Origin of the sequence: Bradyrhizobium sp. SK17, assembly GCF_002831585.1 — a bacterium.
Taxonomy (GTDB): Bacteria; Pseudomonadota; Alphaproteobacteria; order Rhizobiales; family Xanthobacteraceae; genus Bradyrhizobium.
The window spans coordinates 4,656,274-4,675,005 of record NZ_CP025113.1; the positions used below are offsets into that span (position 1 = coordinate 4,656,274).

Here is an 18,732-nt window from a genome sequence, read left to right on the forward strand (position 1 = left end):
ATCGCACTAATCAGGTACGCGCTTGCTGGCGGCCGAGGCTTCGGCGCGCGGCGTGCGCTTGGTGACGTGTACTGCCGCGTTGCTCGCGGCCGGCAGTCCGACATGCTGCGGCATGCCGTGGCCTCTGCCATGCGGAGCGGGGATCTGATGCGCGGCCTGCTTCGGACGCCTGGCCTGGCGTGCCGAGATCGCCTGCGCGCGCGGTGCACCGGCGGCTGGACCAACCGCGTGTTGAGCGAGACGACGGCTTGCCGCCGATCGGGACGCGAGCAATGTTACGTCCAGCGCCTCGGGAACGCGAAACACGTCGGCCGCCGGAACAGGCAATGTCGAGGCCGCCGCGAACTGCGTCGGCTGCGGCTGTGGCCATGCCGTGCGGACCGGCATGCCGATCCGGGCGTGCTGCGCGTGATCGAGGATGTCGGCGTCACGCCAGTCCATGTCTGCAAACACAGGCGCAGGCAGCGTGCGAGTAGCGGTGAAGATGAAGTTCGGAATCCTCGGCCAGCGCGAGATCGCCACGGTCTCGGTCGGCGGACGCATGAACCATTGCTGCGGCTGGGTCGGCGTTGCCGGCCGGTCGGCCGTGGCCGGCACCACATGGACGATGCGATAGCCGCGCTCTTTCAGCGTGGCGAGGATGCGCGGCAGCGCCGCGACGGTGCGCGGCTGGATGTCGTGCAGCAGCAGGATGCCCTTGTGCTTGGCCTCGATGCGCTGGATCGCGAGATCGTAGACCCGCTGCGGCGAGATGTGGCGCCAGTCGTCGGCCGGGAAGTCAGCGCTCCAGACCTGGATGCCCTGCGACGCCAGATAGGCCTCGGGAATCTCGGCGCGCATCAGGCCGGGGATCCGGAAGAACGGCGCCAGCTTGCTCTTGTCGCCGTTGAGCGCTGCGAGCGTCGAGGCGATGCCGTCGTCGACTTCCTTTTGCACCTTCTCGAGCGGCATCTTGTTCATCGTCAGCGGATGATTCTGGCTGTGGGTGCCGACGGTATGGCCTGCCGCGATCAGCTTGCGCACGCCCTCCGGATTGGCCCTGGCCTGCGCGCCGATGGTGAAGAAGGTCGCCTTGACGCATTGGCTGGCGAGGATGGCCAAAATCTGGTTGCTGTATTTCGGCAGCGGTCCGTCATCGAAGGTCAGCACCACCTCGTGATCGGCGAGCGGCAAGGTCTCCGGATACTGCATGGTGCCGATCCGCGGATGCTCCCTGGGGTCGACGACGAGGGTCCGCGAGGTGCCGAGCGCGTTCGGGTTACCCTGGCACTCCGCAGCGCCCGCCTGCTGCGTCAGCAAGCACGAGCCCAGCAGCGCCGCGCCGATCACGGTCCGCGACCGCTTCCGGATCATCACCAGGACGTTTGCAATCATCGAATCTCGGCCGCATTCCAAACGCACTGACGAATCCTTAGGTGCCGCGCCATGAACGCCGCCTTAACAGTCTGTAATCCAGCCTTGGGCCTGGGTTCAATGTGTCCGATCCGACACGGTTTTCATCGCCGCCGGCACAATGTGGACGACGTGAAAATTATGCTCCTGCAGATACCTCAAAAAGGCGGGCAGCATTTCGGCGGTTCGCATTTGCGGGTCGTGTAGCAGGATAATTCCCTTGCGGTGGGCTTCGAGCCGCCCGGTGAGCAGCTTGAGTTCCTCCTCAGGGGTCATCTTGTTCCAGTCGCTGGCCCAGAAGTCGGCCCCGAACACCGCGATACCGCGCTTTTCCATGCGGTCCAGCAAAGCGGGGGTCGATTCGAAATACGGGAACCGGAAGAACGGCGTGCTCGGAACCGAGCTCACGGTACCGTGCAGGGCCTTGCCGACTGCTTCGATCCCCTGGTTGATGTTCGCCTCGGCCTGATCCGTCGGCATCTTGTTGAGATGCGGATGGTCCCAGCTGTGATAGCCGATGCTGTGCCCGAGGCGCGCGATCTTGCGGACCATGTCGGGGTGATCGGCGGCATTGCGGCCAACCATGAAGAAGGTGGCCAGCACGCATTCGGTCCCGAGCGCGGTCAGCACCTTGTCGGTGACCCCGGCGTCGGCCCGTCGTCGAAGGTCAGCACCACCTCGCCATCCCTGAGCGGCAGGGTCTGCGGAAAGCTCTTCAGCCCGACGCGCGGATAGGTCGCAGGATCGACCTCGAGCACACGCGAGGTACCAAGCGCGTCCTTGCGCGGGCATTCGGCGGCGTGGGCCGGGGCGACCAGCGCGGCGGGCGCGAGTGCGATCAGGATCGCGACAACGTTCAGGATCGGTCGTGGTGCGCTCGACATATTTCTCATTGCACTGGCCCCCGCCGATTAGGTAATCCGTTCCGCACTCATCCAACCAGTTTTTCCCCTCCTGTCAAACCGGCGAAACACGGCATGGCCGAGAATTTCGACGTTGCCGAACCCGCCGAGGCCGACCCGCTGGCGCAGATGCCGATGCGGGACGAGGAGGGCCAGCTTCGCCCCGAATTCGTCGCTGGCATCACCCGGGCCATCCACGCCGCTGACCGGCCGCTGCTGTGCGAGGTGGTCGCGGAGCTGCACGAGGCCGATCTCGGCGACCTGATCGCGGCGCTGGAGCCGGACGACCGCGTCACCCTGGTGGAGATCACCGGCACCGATTTCGACTTCTCGGCGCTCAACGAGGTCGACGAGACGGTCCGCGAGGAAATCCTCGAGGAGCTCGAGCCGGAGACGGTTGCGGAGGGTGTCCGCGAGCTCGAATCCGACGACGCCGTCGAGCTGCTGGAGAGCCTCGACGAGGAAGACCAGGAAGAGATCCTGGAGAAGCTGCCGGCGGCCGAGCGCGAGGACATCGAGCGCAGCCTGCTGTATCCGGAGAATTCCGCTGGCCGGCGGATGCAGACCGAGTTCATCGCGGTGCCGCCGGATCGGACGGTCGGGCAGGCGATCGACTACATGCGCGATACGCCCGATCTGCCGGACCGCTTCTATGAGATCTATGTGGTCGACGCCGACAGGCACCTGCTCGGCGCGGTGCCGCTCGACGTCCTGCTGCGCACGCGCCGTCCGGTTCCGGTCGCGGAGCTGATCGACGAGGACCGTCGCCGGGTCTCCGCGCTGGAGGACCAGGAAGCGGTCGCGCGGATGTTCGGCAAGTACAATCTGGTCGCAGCGCCAGTGGTCGATACCACCGACCGGCTGGTCGGCGTCATCACCATCGACGACGTCGTCGACGTGATCGAGGAGGAGGCCGACGAGGACCTCAAGGCGCTCGGCGGCGTCACCCATCCGGAAGAGCTGTCCGACACGGTCTGGACCATCGCCCGCGGTCGCTTCAACTGGCTCCTGGTCAATCTCGCCACCGCATTCCTCGCCTCGTCGGTGCTCGGCCTGTTCGAGGGCCAGCTCGAGAAGATGGTGGCGCTCGCGGTGCTGGCGCCGATCGTGGCGAGCCAGGGCGGCAATGCCGCGACCCAAACCATGACGGTCGCGGTGCGCGCGCTCGCCACCCGCGAGCTCGGCTCCTACAACGCGATGCGCGTGGTGTTGCGCGAGACCATGGTCGGGCTCGTCAACGGCATCGCCTTTGCCGTCATCACCGGAATTGCCGCGGTGGCCTGGTTCAAGATTCCGGGGCTTGGCCTCGTGATCGGGCTTGCGATCATCTGCAACCTGGTCGCCGGCGCACTCGGCGGCATCCTGATTCCGATGGTGCTGGAACGGGTGCGTGCCGACCCCGCGGTCGCCTCCGGCATGTTTGTCACGACGGTCACCGACGTGGTCGGCTTCTTCTCGTTCCTCGGCATCGCCACGCTGTGGTTCGGGCTGAAATAGCGGGAGCCTTGACGACCGGCTTATCGTTAATCGCGGCTTAACGGGGTTGGTGGAAGATGCGCCATCTCGAAGGGGGCCATCATGCAGCGATTGCGGCTCAAGGCGGACGGACGGATCGTTGAATTGCGGGACGGGCAGGAAGTCCCGCTCGTGCCCGCGCATCCGGCCGAGGCGGCGACGGCGGCCGGCGCCACGCAACCTGCCGTGCGGGATCTGCGCCGCCGCGCCCAGCTCACCCAGCTCGAATTCGCTGCCAAGCTCGGCGTGCCCGTGGAAACCATCCGCAACTGGGAGCAGGGCAAGCGCGCACCGCGGGGACCTGCCCGCGCGCTGCTCGCCGTGATCGCCCATTCGCCGGAAACGGTGTTCGCCGCGCTGTCGAGCGAGCCGACGGCGGCGTGAGCCGACACGACCAGCGTGCGCTCCACCTGGCCTGCGATTCAGCCCTGTGTTGCTTGCCGGATTGTTTTGCCGATCACCTGAGGTGATACTTCCTGCCGTTGGTGTTCGGGTCGGTATTGTCGCTGGTGGAGAACATCAGGGCCGGGCCGAAATAATTCCAGCTGTCCCGGTAGAGCCAGAAGCGGCCCGCGCCCTTGTCGATGATGTCCTGCTGGGGCGTGTTCGCCGGGCCGAGCAGTCGGTCGTCCTCATACAACTTGGCGGCATCAAGCGGGCCGTCAAAATATTTGACGGGCATCAGATACGCATGGCCTTGGTAGAGCCGCATCATGCCCCGGAGGAGATGTTTGTCGATCGGGCTTGGAGGAACCAGGTAAAGCAGCGCAGTTGACGCGAGCGCAAACAGCGTCGATCCGATTACGATGCGGGTGCTTGCTGATGTCTTATGCGCCAATTTTCTCAGGCTCCTTGTTGTGAGGCTTTCCTTCCAGACCAGCTCCCCTGATCCCGAATAGCCGATAGGAGTCCGTCAAGCCCTGTTCGTGGCCTTCGCGAAAACCAACCCGATACGCCATGCGCGCGCTGACACCGAGCAGAGCAACCATGCCAAGAGCGAGGAGGAATGCGGTCAGCATGGGGCAGGGCCAACGGTGGCTGTAAGCTGGATCGTGAACCTATACAGCCGTTCATCATGCCAATCTATATCCGACTTGCGGCTTTCCCATGCCGGATTCGCAAGAAGTTTACATCGGTTGTGGCGAAACACCGTCCGCACGCGCTGGGGGAATTTGGCGATCGGCGGCCGCGTGATTGCTCGAAACGATCGGCGTGTTTGGACATCAACGCTGTCCGGGTGGTTCGCTGCGTTGGGTCACGGCCAGGCTTTTCATCTTTTGATCGGTGATTTCGCGCACGGGATGGGAACCTCCCGGCCGGTTCAGCCACTGCGATCGCTTTCCGTCATGCGCCGCACCGTATCGATGAACGCCTTGATGATCGGGGAGTGCCCGCGCCCGCTGTGGTGGGCGATGCTGTATTGGGTCGTGATGGTGCGGTCGCTGATTTCGAGCGTGCGCAGATTGGGATGCGGAACGAATTCGAAATCGGCAACCACGCTGATGCCGAGCCCGCGCTCGACCGCCTTCCAGACGCCCTCGCGGCTCTCGATCTCGAACACCGGCTCGATCCGGATGCCTTCGGCCTGCATCGTCGCCTCGAACGCGCGCCGCGTGGTCGAGCCACGCTCGCGCAGCACGATCGGCTGGTCGGCGAGTTCGCGCAGCCTGACCGACTTCCGCTTGAACCAGGGATGATCGCGGTTGACGAACACGATCACGCGGTGCGTGCGGTAAGGGATCATGGTGACGCGCGGATCCTCCGGGACCTCCGCGAGGATCGCGACATCGGCCTCGAAGTCGACGATGTGACGCAGGGTGCGCTCGGAATTGCCGAGCAGGGTCGAGATCTGCACCTCCGGATGATCGCGCTTGAAGGCGGCAATGATCTCGGTGGCGTGAAATGGGCCGACGGTCGCGACCCGGAGATGCCCCTTGGTCGCCTTGCCATGCGCGGCCAACAACTCATGCGCCTCGTCGCAGAACGTCATGATGCCGCGGGTGATCTCGAACAGTGCGGCGCCGGCTTCGGTCAATTCAGTGTGGCGCGGTTTCCGGATCAGGAGTTCGACGCCGTAGGTCTCCTCCAGCTCCTTGACCTGGATGGTCAGCGTCGGCTGGCCGACATGGAGCACACGCGACGCCGCGGTGAAGCCGCCATGGGCGGCGACCGCGTGGAAGGCGCGGAGCTGGCTGAACGCTATTGACATAATCAATAGAACACATCCGAAGAATGAATTTGTCAATGGCAGGCAGTGCCGTACTTTCGCGCCAAACGGAGGACGCGTGGATGGTCTGGAGCTATTGCAACCCGGTAAGGATCGAATTCGGAGCCGACAGCTTCGACAAGCTGCCGGCGTTGATCGGCAAGCGCGCCTACGCGCTCGTGACCTATGGCGAGCCGTTCTTCGACGAATTGGAGCGGCGGTTGCGCGCCGCGGCAGGCCCGTCCGTCCTGACGATCCGCGACGTCGCCCCCAATCCGGACTACCGCCTGCTCACCGAGCAGTCCGCGCGCTTTGCCGGGCTTGCCAGTCAGCCCGAGGTGATCGTCGCGCTCGGCGGCGGCTCGGTGATCGATTCCGCAAAGGTGTTCGCGGCGGCGGGCGGTGACTTCGCGACAGTCAAAACCTATCTCGAGACGCAGCAGGGCGCCGAGCGCCTCGCGGCGATCCCGATCATCGCGGTGCCGACCACCGCCGGCACCGGCAGCGAGGTGACCTGCTGGGGCACGGTGTGGGACGAGGCCAACGGCAAGAAATATTCGCTGGCACGCGCATCGCTCTATCCGACCCATGCAGTGATCGATCCCCGGCTGATGCTCGGCAAGCCGCAGCTGCTCACCATCAGCACCGGCCTCGACGCGCTGTCGCATGCGCTGGAGAGCATCTGGAACGTCAACAACAATCCGGTGTCGGCCAATCACGCGGTGGCGGCGGCGCGTGGTGTTCTCGACGTGCTGCCGAAGCTCGCCAATGATCTCGGCAATCTCGAGCTGCGCAGCCGCATGGCGCAAGCGGCGCTGTGCGCGGGCCTGGCGTTCTCCAACACCAAGACCGCGATCGCGCATTCGCTGTCCTATCCGATCACGCTGCGGCACGGCGTGCAGCACGGCATCGCCTGCTCGTTCTCGCTGCCGATGGTGCTGCGGAGCGTGAAGGGGGCGGGCGGGCTCTGCGAGGACAGCCTGCGGCAGATCTTCGGTGCTGACCTCACGCGGGCGGCCGACGATCTCGAGGACTTCATGGCGCGGCTCGGCATCTCCTGCAATCCGGCCGCCTACAGGATCGAACGTGCGGAATGGCACGCGCTGATCGCGGACTCGCTCGAGGGCGAGCGCGGCCGCAACTTCCTTGGCTCGAAGGAGCGGCTGATCGAGGCATCGCAGACACAACGCATGCCGAGCGCGGTCAGCGCGTGACGACGGCGTAGCGCCAAGGAGAGACATCATGCAAGACAATCGCAAGACCATCACCGTCAACGGTCGCGGCTATGGCGCGCCGACGCGGCCGACCGTCGTGATCTGCCTGGACGGTTCGGAGCCGGGCTATATCGAGCAGGCGATCGAGGCCGGCGTGGCGCCGACCTTCGCCCGCTTCATGACGGAGGGCGCGCATGTTCATGCCACCAGCGTGATCCCGAGCTTCACCAATCCGAACAACCTTTCGATCATCACCGGACGGCCGCCCGCGGTGCACGGTATCGCCGGCAATTACTTCTATGACACGGCGAGCAATGCCGAGGTCATGATGAATGACCCGAAATTCCTGCGCGCGCCGACCATCCTCGCCGGCGTTCATGACGCCGGCTACAAGGTCGCCGCGGTCACCGCCAAGGACAAGCTGCGCACGTTGCTCGCCTTCGGGCTCGACCATGCGAGCGGCCGCGCCATCGCGTTTTCGTCGGAGAAAGCCGACCAGGCCACCAAGGCCAACAACGGCATCGACAACGTGCTCGACTTCGTCGGCCTGCCGCTGCCCGAGGTCTACTCGGCCGACCTGTCGCGCTTCGTGTTCGCGGCCGGCGTCAAGCTGGTCGAGCGCCATCGTCCTGATCTGATGTACCTGTCGACCACCGACTACATCCAGCACAAGGTCGGGCTCGGCACCAAGGTCGCCAACGACTTCTACGCGATGATCGACGGCTATCTAGCCAAGCTCGACGCGCTCGGCTGCAACATCGTGGCGACCGCCGACCACGGCATGAACGACAAGTTCCTGCCCGACGGCAAACCGGACGTGATCTATCTCCAGGACGTCATGGACGACTGGACGGGTGCGGGCGCCGCGCGCGTGATCCTGCCGATCACGGATCCCTACGTCGCCCATCACGGCTCGCTCGGCTCGTTCGCGACCATCTACACGCCCGAAGGCGCCGACGTTGGCACGCTGCTGATGCGGCTGCGCGACATCAAGGGCATCGAGGTGGCGCTGACGCGTACGGATGCTTGCGCCCGGTTCGAGCTGCCGCCGGACCGGATCGGCGACGTCGTCGTGATCTCGACCAAGCACAAGGTGCTCGGCACCAGCGCAGCCAAGCACGATCTGTCCGGCCTCACCGAACCGCTGCGCTCGCATGGCGGGCTGACCGAGCAGCGGGTGCCGCTGATCGCCAACCGCAAGATCGAGCTGCCGGCCGGTCACGCCCTGCGCAATTTCGACGCCTTCGACGTCGCGCTCAACCGCATCCAGTGACGCCTCCGGACTCAAGGACAACGCCATGAACATCCAGACCCCGGCCGTTCGCCACGAGCAGATGCGGATCGCAGGCACCCTCGTCGACACCGAGGAGCATGTCGAGGTTTTCAATCCCTACACCAACAAGGTGGTCGGCACGGTGCCGGCGGCGCGCCCGGAGCATGTGCGCAGCGCATTTGCCAAGGCGGCCGCGTTCAAGCCGAAGCTGACGCGTTACGAGCGGCAACGCATCCTGCTGCGCACCGCCGAGCTCCTGGCCGGCCGCAAGGAGGAGTTCGCGCGACTGATCACCGCGGAATCCGGGCTGTGCTGGAAGGATTCGCTCTATGAGGCCGGCCGCGCCTACGACGTCTATTCGTTTGCCGGACAGCTCGCGATCAAGGACGATGGCGAGACGTTTTCCTGCGACATCAGCCCGCAGGGCAAGGCGCGCAAGATCTTCACGACGCGGACGCCGCTGCTTGGCGCGATCTCGGCGATCACGCCGTTCAACCATCCGCTCAACATGGTGAGCCACAAGATCGCTCCCGCGATCGCGACCAACAACCGCGTGGTGCTGAAGCCGACCGAGCTGACGCCATTGACCGCGCTCGCGCTCGCCGACGTGCTCTATGAAGCCGGGCTGCCGCCCGAGATGCTGTCGGTGGTGACCGGCAATCCGCATTCGATGGGGGATGCGATGATCACCGATCCTGACGCCGATCTCGTGACCTTCACGGGCTCGGTCCGGGTCGGCAAGCACATCGCGGCCAAGGCGGGCTACAAGCGCCTGGTGCTCGAGCTCGGCGGCAACGATCCGCTGATCGTGATGGAGGATGCCGACCTCGAGAAGGCGGCGGAGCTTGCGGTCACCGGCGCGACCAAGAATTCGGGCCAGCGCTGCACCGCCGTCAAACGCATCCTCTGCGTCGAGGCGGTTGCCGACGACTTCTCGGCTCTCGTTCTGAAGAAGGCGCGGATGCTGAAATGCGGCGATCCGATGGATCCGACGGTCGACGTCGGCACGGTGATCCATGAGGGCGCGGCGAAGGAATTCGAGCGCCGCGTCAATGCAGCGGTCACCGACGGCGCCGAGCTGCTGCATGGCAACGACCGCCAGGGCGCGCTGTATCCGCCGACGGTGGTCGATCGGATTCCCTGGACCAGCGAATTGGTGATGCAGGAGACCTTCGGGCCGGTGATCCCGATCATCCGGGTGCCCAACGACATCGAGAGCGTGATCCGGATTTCGAACGCGACCGCGTTCGGCCTGTCGTCCGGCGTCTGCACCAACCGGCTCGACTACATTACGCGGTTCGTCAGCGAGCTCGACGTCGGCACCGTCAATGTCTGGGAAGTGCCAGGCTACCGGATCGAGATGTCGCCGTTCGGCGGGATCAAGGACTCCGGCCTTGGCTACAAGGAAGGCGTGCAGGAGGCGATCAAGAGCTTCACCAACGTCAAGACCTACTCGCTGCCCTGGCCCGCATAGGGACGCGCGTCGATCCGAACGAGGGCCGCACGCGCACCACAAGAACGGCGCGGCGGCCGAGCTGAACAACAAAACAATCACCAGGGGAGGCTGCAATGTCGATCACGTTCAGTCCGTCGGGCGTCGGCTCGGTCGGAGTCCAGAATCCGGAGCTTGCGACATCGTTCCGCCGCGCGCAGTGGCGGATGCTGTTCGCGGCGATGTTCTGCTATCTGTTCTTCTACACCGGGCGGCAAACCTTCGGTTTCGCGATTCCCGGCATCCAGGCCGAGTTCGGCGTCACCAAGGAGGCGCTCGGCTGGGCCAGCGCGGCGCTGTTGTGGTGCTATGCGGTCGGCCAGGCCATCAACGGCAATCTCGGCGACAAGTTCGGCGGCCGCCGCGTGATGAGCGCGGGCGCGATCCTCTCCTTCATCATGAACTGGGCGACCAGCCTCTCGACCGGCATCGTCAGCCTGACCGCGTTCTGGGGCATCAACGGCTATTTCCAGTCGATGGGATGGGCGCCGGGCAGCCGGCTGCTGTCGAACTGGTGGGGCCGGCACGAGCGCGGCACGGTCTACGGGCTCTACACTTTCGCGGCGGGTCTCGCCTCGGTGCTGTCCTTCGTCACCTCGCTGGTCGTGGTCGGCTATTTTCAGCTCGACTGGCGCTGGATCTTCCGCATCCCGGTCGTGCTGCTGCTGCTCGGCGGCATCGCGTTCTACCTGATCGCGCGCGAGAAGCCGGAGGACATGGGCTTTGCCTCGCCGCATGACGAGGCCGACGACGTCGCCGCCAGCGAAGCTGCTATCGACGCCAATGAGGGTTCGCTCGCGCGCTACAAGGCGGTGCTGTCGAACTGGCGCCTGCTGGTCGCCGGTGTCTCGATCGGCTTCCAGAACGCCGCGCGCTACGGCCTGCTGGTGTGGGTGCCCGTGCACTTCCTCGGCAGCAACTGGGCCAAGGCCGGCACCACCTCGGTGATCGATCCGCGCTGGATCAGCATTGCGCTGCCGGTCGGCATGGCGGTCGGCGCATTCAGCAATGGCTGGGTCTCGGACAAGGTGTTCGGCTCGCGGCGTTACCTCGCCATCGTGCTCTACATGGTGCTCGCCGCGGTCACCTCGCTGTGCATGTATGCGATCCCGACGTCGGACGTCTATCTCGGGATGACGGTGCTGTTCCTGTGCGGCTTCTTCACTTATGGCCCGCAATCCTCGTTCTGGGCACTGTGCCCGGATCTGGTTGGCCACAAGCGGGCCGGGACCGCGACCGGGGTGATGAACTTCTTCGCCTATCTGTTCGCAGGTCTCGGCGAGCCGATGATCGGCCATTTCATGGACAAGCATAACCAAACGTCGCTGGTGTTCCTGGTGGTCGCGATCTGCGCGACCGCGAGCGCGGTGGTCGCGGCCTTCATTCGCCGCTGACCGGCAATCCGTATTGGCGGCCTGCAAGAGGTCCGCGCTCTTACGGGAGCGCGGACCTGCTTTTTTGCGGCAGCCGTGGGTGGCCCGGACGAGCCAACGCGGCGCGAATGCGCGCCCAATCCGTCATCGTCGGCTGATCGAAAATCAGGCTTGTTCTACAAATTATGTAATTGTATCAGTGTATTGATATAAGTTGCATGCAGAATACAAAATGTGCTTGTGACCTCGATCCGGTTGAAGCAGACTTCGCGCGGGGCAGGAGAGGCCGATGACCCTCAATGACGAGGGTCGCGCCAGGGGCAAAAACAATCTGCCGGCAGAGGAGCGAGCAATGAGCGATCAGGCGTCGACCATCGCAATGGCAGATACGGCGAAGCCATCCGGCGTGCGCTGGAAGATCTTCCTGCTGATGCTGTTCCTGATCTCGATCAACTACATCGATCGCGCCTCGCTGTCGGTCGCAATGCCGGTGATCGCCAAGGAGTTCGACATCGATCCTGCGATGCAGGGCCTGATCCTGAGTTCGTTCTTCTGGACCTACGCGCTGATGCAGGTGCCGGGCGGCATGCTGGCCGACCGCTTCAAGCCACGCATCGTGATCGCCGCCGCGACGCTGTTCTGGGGCTTCTTCCAGGCGTTGGCGGCGCTGTCGACCAGCTGGATGTTGCTGCTGTTGACCCGGCTCGGGCTCGGCGCGTCGGAAGCGCCGATCTATCCGGCTGGCGGCAAGCTCAACGCGATCTGGATGACGCAGACCGAGCGTGGCCGCGGCGCGACCTTGCTCGACGGCGGCGCGCCGCTCGGCGCCGCGCTCGGCTCGATCGTGATCGCCTGGCTGATGGCGGCGTTCAGCTCCTGGCGCGTCGCCTTCGTGATCGCGGGCGTCGGCACCATGCTATGCGGGTTGTGGGCCTGGTACTACATCCGCAACGCGCCGCGCGAACATCCGTCGGTCAACGAAGCCGAGGCGCGCTATCTCGAGGAGGCACATGCGATCGAGGACGCCGCGACGCCGCCGTCCTCGGGCGCGAGCTGGATGGCCTATTTTCGCTTCCGCTCGGTGTGGTGCATGTGCCTCGGCTGGATGTTCTTCAACACCACCTTCTATGGGCTGTTGACCTGGATGCCGACCTATCTGTTCAAGGTGCACGGCTTCGACATCAAGGCGCTCGGTGGCGCCTCCTTCATCATCTTCTTCGCCGGCTTCGTCGGCGAGCTGGTCGGCGGCTGGATCGGCGATAACTGGCGGGCGAGGGGCGGTGCGCCCAACACCGTGTTCCGCACCCTGTTCGCGATCGCGGCGATCATGGCAACCGTCTCGATCTTCCTGGTCGCCTACGTCACCAACGCGGTCGCGGTCGTGGTGCTGCTGTCGACCACGCTGTTCTTCCTGCGCTGGTGCGGGATGTACTGGGCGATCCCGTCGGCGCTGGCCGGCCGCGGCAAGTCCGGCTTCCTCGGCGGCTGCATGAATCTCGGCGGCAACATCGCCGGCATCACCACGCCGCTGATCATCGGCTTCATCGTGCAGGCCACCGGTTCATATTTCCTGGCGCTGATGTATTTTGCCGCCGCCGGCGTTGCGCTGTTGATTTGCTCGACCCTGATCGACTACAGCCGCAAGCTCCCGGTTTAGAACGAAAGCGGCCGAACCCGCGAAGGGTTCGGCCGGCCGATGAGGTTAGCCAATGACACGTCCCGTCCGGCTCGGCATGCTGACGCCGTCATCGAACACCGCGCTCGAGCCGATCACCTGCGCGATGCTGTCAGGCGTCGCCAACGTCACGGCGCATTTCTCGCGCTTCAAGGTGACCGAGATCGCGCTGTCGGACTCGGCACTGCGCCAGTTCGACGCCAGCGAGATCCTGCGCGCGGCGGAGCTGCTGGCCCATGCCAAGGTCGATGTCATCGCCTGGAACGGCACCTCGGCTGGCTGGCTCGGCTTCGATCGCGACGAAAGCCTTTGCGAGCAGATCACCGCTGCGACCGGAATCAAGGCCTGCACCACCGTGCTGGCCTACCGCGACCTGCTGCGCCGGATCGGGGCACAGCGCATCGGGTTGGTGACGCCGTATCGCCGGGACGTGCAGGAGCGGATCATCGCCAACTGGAATGCGGCAGGGTTGCATTGCCCCGCCGAGCGGCATCTCGCTTTGCAGGACAATTTTTCCTTTGCCGAGGTCAGCGAGGTCGAGATCGCCCGCCTGATCGAGGAGGTGGTGCGCGAGGGCTGCGATGTCGCCGTCGTGCTCTGCACCAACATGCGCGGCGCCGGCGCGGCCGAACGGCTGGAGCGCGGATTTGGCGTGCCGGTGCTGGATTCGATCGCGGTGACGCTGTGGGCATCGCTCGCCGCGGCCGGCTGCGATCCGTCCTGCGTGCACGGCTGGGGCAGCCTGTTCTCGAACCCCGATCTGCGCGCGGCGGCCGCGATCCACATCGATGACACGATCAGCGATCATGACGATGAAGGCGAGCGGTGACTGAAGCCAAGACCAAAGCCAAGACCAAGACCAAGACCAAGGCGACCAGGCGCAGCAAGGAACCGAAGCGGGCGATGACGGCGTTGCAGCGCCGCCGCCTGCGCGTGCCGCGGGTCGGCCTGCACGAGCAGGCGGCGGCGCGGCTGCGCACCATGATCGTGCGCGGCGAGCTTGCGCCGGGCCAGTCGCTGGGCGAGGCGGACCTGTCCGACGCGCTCGGCATTTCGCGCACCCCGCTGCGCGAGGCGCTGAAGCAATTGGCGAGCGAAGGCCTGGTCGAGCTCCGGCTCAACCACAGTGCCGTGGTGGCGCCGTTCCGTCGCGCCGAGCTGAACGAATTGTTCGAGGTCGTCAGCGGCATCGAGCGCTGCGCCGCCGAGCTTGCCGCGTTGCGGATGGAAGCGGCCGATTTCGAGCGGCTCGAGGCGTTGCAGGACAAGATCGAGTGGCACCACGGCCGCGGCGAGCTGCGCGACTATTTCCAGGTCAACCAGCAGATCCATTCGGCGATCGTCGGCTTCGCCCGCAATGCGGTGCTGAAGGGGACGCATGAGGCGCTGCTGGCACGCGCCGAGCGCGCGCGCTTCTTCGCGCTGTCGGTGCTCGGGCGATGGGATGAATCGGTGCGCGAGCACCAGGATATCCTGGCCGCGCTGAAGGCGCGCGATGCGACCCGCGCCGGGCAGATCCTGGCCCATCACGTCCGCCGTACCGGCGAGATCGTCGCCGAGACGCTGGACAGCAAGGCGGATGACGCCGCGGCCGCGCACCTGACCGCCGCGCCGCACGGCCGCAAGACGAGGAAAGTTCCGTAATGAAGATTCTGCTGCTCAATCCCAACACGACGGGGGATGTGACCGATCTGCTCCATGCCGCCGGCAGCAAGGCGGCCTCGGCCGGGACCGAATTGGTGCCGATGACCGCTATGCGCGGCGTGCCTTATATCGCGACCCGCGCCGAAGCCCAGATCGGTGGTGCGATCGCGCTGGAAATGCTGGCCGAGGCCGGCCCCGGGATCGACGCGGCCGTGATCGCCGCGTTCGGCGATCCCGGCCTGTTCGGCGCGCGCGAGCTGTTCTCCTTTCCCGTGGTCGGCTTGGCCGAGGCCGCGATGCTGACCGCCTGCATGCTCGGACGGCGGTTCGCCATCGTGACCTTCGCCGGCGCGCTGGCGCCCTGGTACGAGGAATGCGTCGCCATGCACGGACTGAGTTCGCGCTGCGCCGGCATCCGCACGCTCGATGGCAGCTTCCAGTCGATCTCGGAAGTGCAGGCCGAGAAAGAGGAGCTGCTGGTCGCGCTCGCCAACCGGGCGGTCGAGCAGGACCAGGCCGACGTCGTCATCCTGTCCGGCGCGCCGCTCGCCGGGCTTGCCGCCAAGGTTCGCGACCGCATCGCGGTGCCGGTGGTCGATCCGGTCGCGGCTGCGGTGCGCCAGGCCGAGACGCTTGCCGTGCTGAAGCCGCGCAAGGCGGTCGCCGGCACCTTCCGTCGTCCCGATCCCAAGCTGACGCGCGGGCTGGCCGAACCGCTCGCCGCCATCATCGAACATCGCGCACCGAAAGAGGGGACCCGTTGATGTCCTTCGACACCATCATTCGCGGCGGCACCGTCGTCACCGCCGCCGATACGTTTGCCTGCGATGTCGGCATTCGCGACGGCAAGATCGCAGCGCTGGGCCACGATCTCGGCGATGCGACCGAGATCATCGACGCGACCGACCGGTTGGTGCTGCCCGGCGGCATCGACAGTCACGTCCATTTCGCCCAGCCGTCTGGCGACGGCATCGTGATGGCCGACGGCTTCGCCTCCGGCACCCGCTCGGCGGCGTTCGGCGGCAACACCACGGTGCTGCCGTTCTGCCTGCAAGAGAAGGGGCAGACGCTGCGCGAGGCGCTGAAGCACTATCATTCGCTGGCGGACGGCGAATGCCATGTCGACGTCGCCTTCCACCTGATCGTCACCGATCCGACCGAGCACGTGCTGGGCCAGGAGCTGCCGGCGCTGGTCGAGGACGGCTACACCTCGCTGAAGGTCTTCATGACCTATGAGGGGCTGGCGCTTTCGGACCGCGAACTGCTCGAGACCATGTCGGTGGCGCGCGAGACCGGCGCCATGCTGATGGTGCATGCGGAAAACTTCGACGCGATCCGCTTCCTGACCGATCGGTTGGAGCGCGCCGGCAACACTGCGCCGCGCTTCCACGCCACCTCGCGGCCGATCCCGGTCGAGCGCGAGGCGACCCATCGCGCCATCTCGCTGTCGGAACTGGTCGATGTGCCGATCATGATCGTGCATGTCTCGAACCGCGAGGCGATGGAGGAGATCCGGCGCGCGCAGCAGCGTGGTCTGCGGGTGATGGGCGAGACCTGTCCGCAATACCTCATGCTGACCGAGAAGGACCTCGACCAGCTCAACATGGAAGGCGCCAAATACGTCTGCTCGCCGCCGCCGCGCGATGTCGCGAGCCAGCAGGCGTGCTGGGAAGGTTTGCAGCAGAAGGTGTTCTCGGTGTTCTCGTCGGACCATTGTCCGTTCCGCTACGACGACCCGCAAGGCAAGCTCGCGCCGAAGGGCCGCACCAGCTTCCGCTGGGTGCCGAATGGAATCCCCGGTGTCGCGACGCGGCTGCCGATCCTGTTTTCCGAAGGCGTGGTGAAGGGCCGGATCGATCTCAACAGCTTCGTCGCCTTCAGCGCGACCAATCACGCCAAGATCTACGGGCTCTATCCGCGCAAGGGCACGATCGCGGTCGGCTCGGATGCCGACATCGCGCTGTGGGATCCCAAGCGCAAGCTGACGATCCGCCACGAGCTGATCCATGACGGCTCCGACTACACGCCCTATGAAGGCCTCGAGGTCACCGGCTGGCCGGTGCTGACCATGGTACGCGGCAAGGTGGTCGTCGACGACGGCACGCTTGTCGGCAGCAAGGCGCACGGCACCTATCTGCCCCGCGCCAAGCCGCCGGTGGGAGCGACCATCCCGTAACACCAAAGCAAGAAGGCAGGAGGCCACCATGCCCTATGCGACAACCGACGACGGCGTACGGCTCTATTTCGAGGAGACCGGATCCGGTCATCCGGTGATCCTGGTGCACGAATTCGCCGGCGACCTGCGCAGCTACGAGCCGCAGATGCGGTATTTCGGCAAGCGCTTCCGCACCATCGCCTACAACGCGCGCGGTTTTCCGCCGTCCGACGTCCCGGAGCAGGTTTCGTCCTATTCGCAAAATCGCGCCGCCGACGACATCCTCGCGGTGCTCGATCACATCGGCGCGCCCAAAGCACATATCGTCGGCCTGTCGATGGGCGGCTTCGCCACCCTGCATTTCGGTATCCGCCACCCGACGCGGGCGCTGTCGCTGTGCATCGGCGGCTGCGGCTATGGCGCCGAGCTCGACAAGCGCGAAACGTTCCGCGCCGAGGCTGATGTCATCGCCAACATGATCCGCAAGGAGGGCATGCCGGCCTTCGCCGAACGTTACGCCTATGGGCCGACCCGCGTGCAGTATGAGAACAAGGATCCGCGTGGCCACGCCGAGTTCAAGACGATGCTGGCCGAGCATTCGGCGGTCGGATCGGCCAACACCCAGCAGGGGGTGCAGAAGGAGCGTCCGTCGCTCTACACGCTGGTCGAGGAGATGAAGCGGATCACTGTGCCGACGCTGATCATCACCGGCGACGAGGACTGGCCGTGCCTGCTGCCGGGCATCCTGATGAAACAGAGCATCCCGTCGGCCGCGCTCGCCGTGATGCCAAATTGTGGCCACGCCATCAACATCGAGGAGCCCGACGAATACAGCCGCATCGTCGGCGAATTCCTGTCGCAGGTCGAAAGCGGCCGCTGGCCCCAACGCGATCCCCGCGCGGTGAGCGCCTCGATCACCGGGATGAAGGATTAACGCGCTCGTTCGCCAACGCTGGCGTTCGGGAAGGGTGTGCGTCATGCGCATCAAGTTCCGGCTGTTCAGAATTCTTGGCTCTTGCGTTAGCCAATTCGAAACCACCGTCAGAACCGTGGTCAGGCATTTTGATACTCGCAATCGACCACAAGCACCTTTCGTGTGATGCACACGCGCTACTCGGCTTCAGCAGTGGGGCTGGCTTGCTGCCAATATTGGGTAAACCGTGAAAGTTCTCCCTAATCCGTTCGCAATTTTGACCGTGGCCTTGTGTCTGCTGATTGGCCGCGCAGCCGTTGCCGACTCGACGTATCCGCCGCAGGATCGTCCATCGCGTGACGGTCGCTGCACTGGCGATAATGGCGTCAGCGACTTTGATCGCTCGGAAAAGGCTTGTCTCGCACAGGTCGGCGAACTCGCCCGCCGGGCCGGTTCGAGCCTCGAGCTGAAGTTCCGGGACGGGAAGACACGGGTATACCTGAACGAAGACGCGATATGTCAAAGCGCCGATCCAAGCGACTGCGTCAAATACCAGTTGACGGGGTATTTTCCCGAACACGACATTCTGCTGCTGGAGCTCGACTACTGGGAAGGTCTGAGTTGGCGCCTGGTGCGGGCGGACAGCGGCGAAGAATCCAAGATCGTCGCACCTCCCCATTATTCGCCAAGCAGGCAATGGCTTGCGTCCGTCGCCTCAGGCGAGGGGCCTTCGGGACCTCCCAACGGAATGGACGTTGTGCCGACAAAGGCTGATCCGGCTCTCAGGGAGTGGCACTATCGCACGCCGGACGACAGCCCGTGGCTCTACGAGTTTGCCGGCTGGGACGGCGACAACCGCGTGAAGTTGGACGCGACCTCGCTCGGAGCGCCTGAACGGCATGCCCAGACGTCGATCGACCGTCGCAATGGCAGGTGGCGCCTGGCGGAGCCGAAATAGCTCGGCCTTGGTATCGAGCC

At 65.3% G+C, this 18,732-nt stretch carries 16 protein-coding genes and 1 pseudogene; 13 read left to right on the forward strand and 4 right to left on the reverse strand.

The window, feature by feature from the left end:
- Positions 1 to 6: 6 nt before the first annotated feature.
- Together CWS35_RS21260 and CWS35_RS21265 are read right to left on the reverse strand one after the other, a co-directional pair.
- A complete protein-coding gene (locus tag CWS35_RS21260; RefSeq protein ID WP_100953542.1) occupies positions 7 to 1,374 on the reverse strand; it encodes a polysaccharide deacetylase family protein in 1,368 nt (455 codons plus the stop codon).
- 96 nt (positions 1,375 to 1,470) lie between these two features.
- Positions 1,471 to 2,285: pseudogene (locus CWS35_RS21265) on the reverse strand (polysaccharide deacetylase family protein).
- Positions 2,286 to 2,369: 84 nt separating this feature from the next.
- Here CWS35_RS21265 and mgtE point away from each other — a divergent pair.
- Together mgtE and CWS35_RS21275 are read left to right on the forward strand one after the other, a co-directional pair.
- Positions 2,370 to 3,791 (forward strand): magnesium transporter, encoded by a 1,422-nt coding sequence (gene mgtE, locus CWS35_RS21270; RefSeq protein WP_100953544.1) that lies wholly within the window; start codon positions 2,370 to 2,372, stop codon positions 3,789 to 3,791.
- 81 nt (positions 3,792 to 3,872) lie between these two features.
- The gene (locus CWS35_RS21275) at positions 3,873 to 4,193 is read left to right on the forward strand and encodes a DNA-binding transcriptional regulator (protein ID WP_024581287.1); all 321 of its coding nucleotides are present in this window, start codon (positions 3,873 to 3,875) and stop codon (positions 4,191 to 4,193) included.
- Positions 4,194 to 4,266: 73 nt separating this feature from the next.
- Here the strand turns inward: CWS35_RS21275 and CWS35_RS21280 are convergent, their stop codons facing one another.
- Together CWS35_RS21280 and CWS35_RS21290 are read right to left on the reverse strand one after the other, a co-directional pair.
- Positions 4,267 to 4,647, reverse strand: coding sequence for a hypothetical protein (locus CWS35_RS21280; RefSeq protein ID WP_245438607.1), 381 nt, complete (start codon positions 4,645 to 4,647; stop codon positions 4,267 to 4,269).
- 483 nt (positions 4,648 to 5,130) lie between these two features.
- Positions 5,131 to 6,018 carry a LysR substrate-binding domain-containing protein gene (locus CWS35_RS21290; RefSeq protein ID WP_024581290.1) on the reverse strand — a complete coding sequence of 296 codons (888 nt, stop codon included), beginning with the start codon at positions 6,016 to 6,018 and terminating at the stop codon, positions 5,131 to 5,133.
- A gap of 80 nt (positions 6,019 to 6,098) precedes the next feature.
- On the opposite strand from CWS35_RS21290, the gene psrA reads away from it, so the two are divergent.
- The 11 genes from psrA (at position 6,099) to CWS35_RS21345 (ending at position 18,712) form a co-directional block, all read left to right on the forward strand.
- Positions 6,099 to 7,229, forward strand: a complete 1,131-nt coding sequence (psrA, locus tag CWS35_RS21295; protein ID WP_100953547.1) for an iron-containing alcohol dehydrogenase PsrA — start codon at positions 6,099 to 6,101, stop codon at positions 7,227 to 7,229.
- Between the two features lie 25 nt (positions 7,230 to 7,254).
- Entirely contained in the window at positions 7,255 to 8,502 is a 1,248-nt protein-coding gene (gene phnA / locus CWS35_RS21300; protein WP_210202830.1) for a phosphonoacetate hydrolase, read from the forward strand.
- A 25-nt stretch (positions 8,503 to 8,527) separates the two neighbouring features.
- Positions 8,528 to 9,976, forward strand: a complete 1,449-nt coding sequence (gene phnY, locus CWS35_RS21305) for a phosphonoacetaldehyde dehydrogenase (protein WP_100953552.1) — start codon at positions 8,528 to 8,530, stop codon at positions 9,974 to 9,976.
- 95 nt (positions 9,977 to 10,071) lie between these two features.
- On the forward strand, positions 10,072 to 11,388 hold the full coding sequence (locus CWS35_RS21310; protein ID WP_100953553.1) for an MFS transporter: 1,317 nt from the start codon (positions 10,072 to 10,074) through the stop codon (positions 11,386 to 11,388).
- Between the two features lie 331 nt (positions 11,389 to 11,719).
- Positions 11,720 to 13,024: an MFS transporter gene (locus CWS35_RS21315; protein ID WP_100953555.1), complete on the forward strand. Its 1,305-nt coding sequence runs from the start codon at positions 11,720 to 11,722 to the stop codon at positions 13,022 to 13,024.
- Positions 13,025 to 13,076: 52 nt separating this feature from the next.
- Entirely contained in the window at positions 13,077 to 13,871 is a 795-nt protein-coding gene (locus tag CWS35_RS21320) for an aspartate/glutamate racemase family protein (protein ID WP_024581296.1), read from the forward strand.
- Entirely contained in the window at positions 13,868 to 14,686 is an 819-nt protein-coding gene (locus CWS35_RS21325; protein WP_245438608.1) for a GntR family transcriptional regulator, read from the forward strand. Before CWS35_RS21320 ends, CWS35_RS21325 begins: the two co-directional genes overlap by 4 nt.
- Complete coding sequence (locus CWS35_RS21330; RefSeq protein ID WP_100953558.1) at positions 14,686 to 15,450, forward strand: aspartate/glutamate racemase family protein; 765 nt, start codon at positions 14,686 to 14,688, stop codon at positions 15,448 to 15,450. Before CWS35_RS21325 ends, CWS35_RS21330 begins: the two co-directional genes overlap by 1 nt.
- Positions 15,450 to 16,862, forward strand: coding sequence for a dihydropyrimidinase (hydA, locus tag CWS35_RS21335; protein ID WP_210202715.1), 1,413 nt, complete (start codon positions 15,450 to 15,452; stop codon positions 16,860 to 16,862). Before CWS35_RS21330 ends, hydA begins: the two co-directional genes overlap by 1 nt.
- 28 nt (positions 16,863 to 16,890) lie before the next feature.
- Positions 16,891 to 17,775, forward strand: a complete 885-nt coding sequence (locus tag CWS35_RS21340; protein ID WP_100953562.1) for an alpha/beta fold hydrolase — start codon at positions 16,891 to 16,893, stop codon at positions 17,773 to 17,775.
- Positions 17,776 to 18,001: 226 nt separating this feature from the next.
- Complete coding sequence (locus CWS35_RS21345) at positions 18,002 to 18,712, forward strand: hypothetical protein (protein WP_210202716.1); 711 nt, start codon at positions 18,002 to 18,004, stop codon at positions 18,710 to 18,712.
- Positions 18,713 to 18,732: the final 20 nt, after the last annotated feature.

Bases quoted from the DNA above. Each gene is read 5' to 3' on its own strand.
- CWS35_RS21310 (WP_100953553.1), top strand. From the start codon at position 10,072: ATGTCGATCACGTTCAGTCCGTCGGGCGTCGGCTCGGTCGGAGTCCAG.
- mgtE (WP_100953544.1), top strand. From the start codon at position 2,370: ATGGCCGAGAATTTCGACGTTGCCGAACCCGCCGAGGCCGACCCGCTG.
- psrA (WP_100953547.1), top strand. From the start codon at position 6,099: ATGGTCTGGAGCTATTGCAACCCGGTAAGGATCGAATTCGGAGCCGAC.
- CWS35_RS21315 (WP_100953555.1), top strand. From the start codon at position 11,720: ATGAGCGATCAGGCGTCGACCATCGCAATGGCAGATACGGCGAAGCCA.
- CWS35_RS21290 (WP_024581290.1), bottom strand. From the start codon at position 6,018: ATGTCAATAGCGTTCAGCCAGCTCCGCGCCTTCCACGCGGTCGCCGCC.
- CWS35_RS21260 (WP_100953542.1), bottom strand. From the start codon at position 1,374: ATGATTGCAAACGTCCTGGTGATGATCCGGAAGCGGTCGCGGACCGTG.
- CWS35_RS21275 (WP_024581287.1), top strand. From the start codon at position 3,873: ATGCAGCGATTGCGGCTCAAGGCGGACGGACGGATCGTTGAATTGCGG.
- CWS35_RS21320 (WP_024581296.1), top strand. From the start codon at position 13,077: ATGACACGTCCCGTCCGGCTCGGCATGCTGACGCCGTCATCGAACACC.
- hydA (WP_210202715.1), top strand. From the start codon at position 15,450: ATGTCCTTCGACACCATCATTCGCGGCGGCACCGTCGTCACCGCCGCC.
- CWS35_RS21340 (WP_100953562.1), top strand. From the start codon at position 16,891: ATGCCCTATGCGACAACCGACGACGGCGTACGGCTCTATTTCGAGGAG.
- phnY (WP_100953552.1), top strand. From the start codon at position 8,528: ATGAACATCCAGACCCCGGCCGTTCGCCACGAGCAGATGCGGATCGCA.
- CWS35_RS21330 (WP_100953558.1), top strand. From the start codon at position 14,686: ATGAAGATTCTGCTGCTCAATCCCAACACGACGGGGGATGTGACCGAT.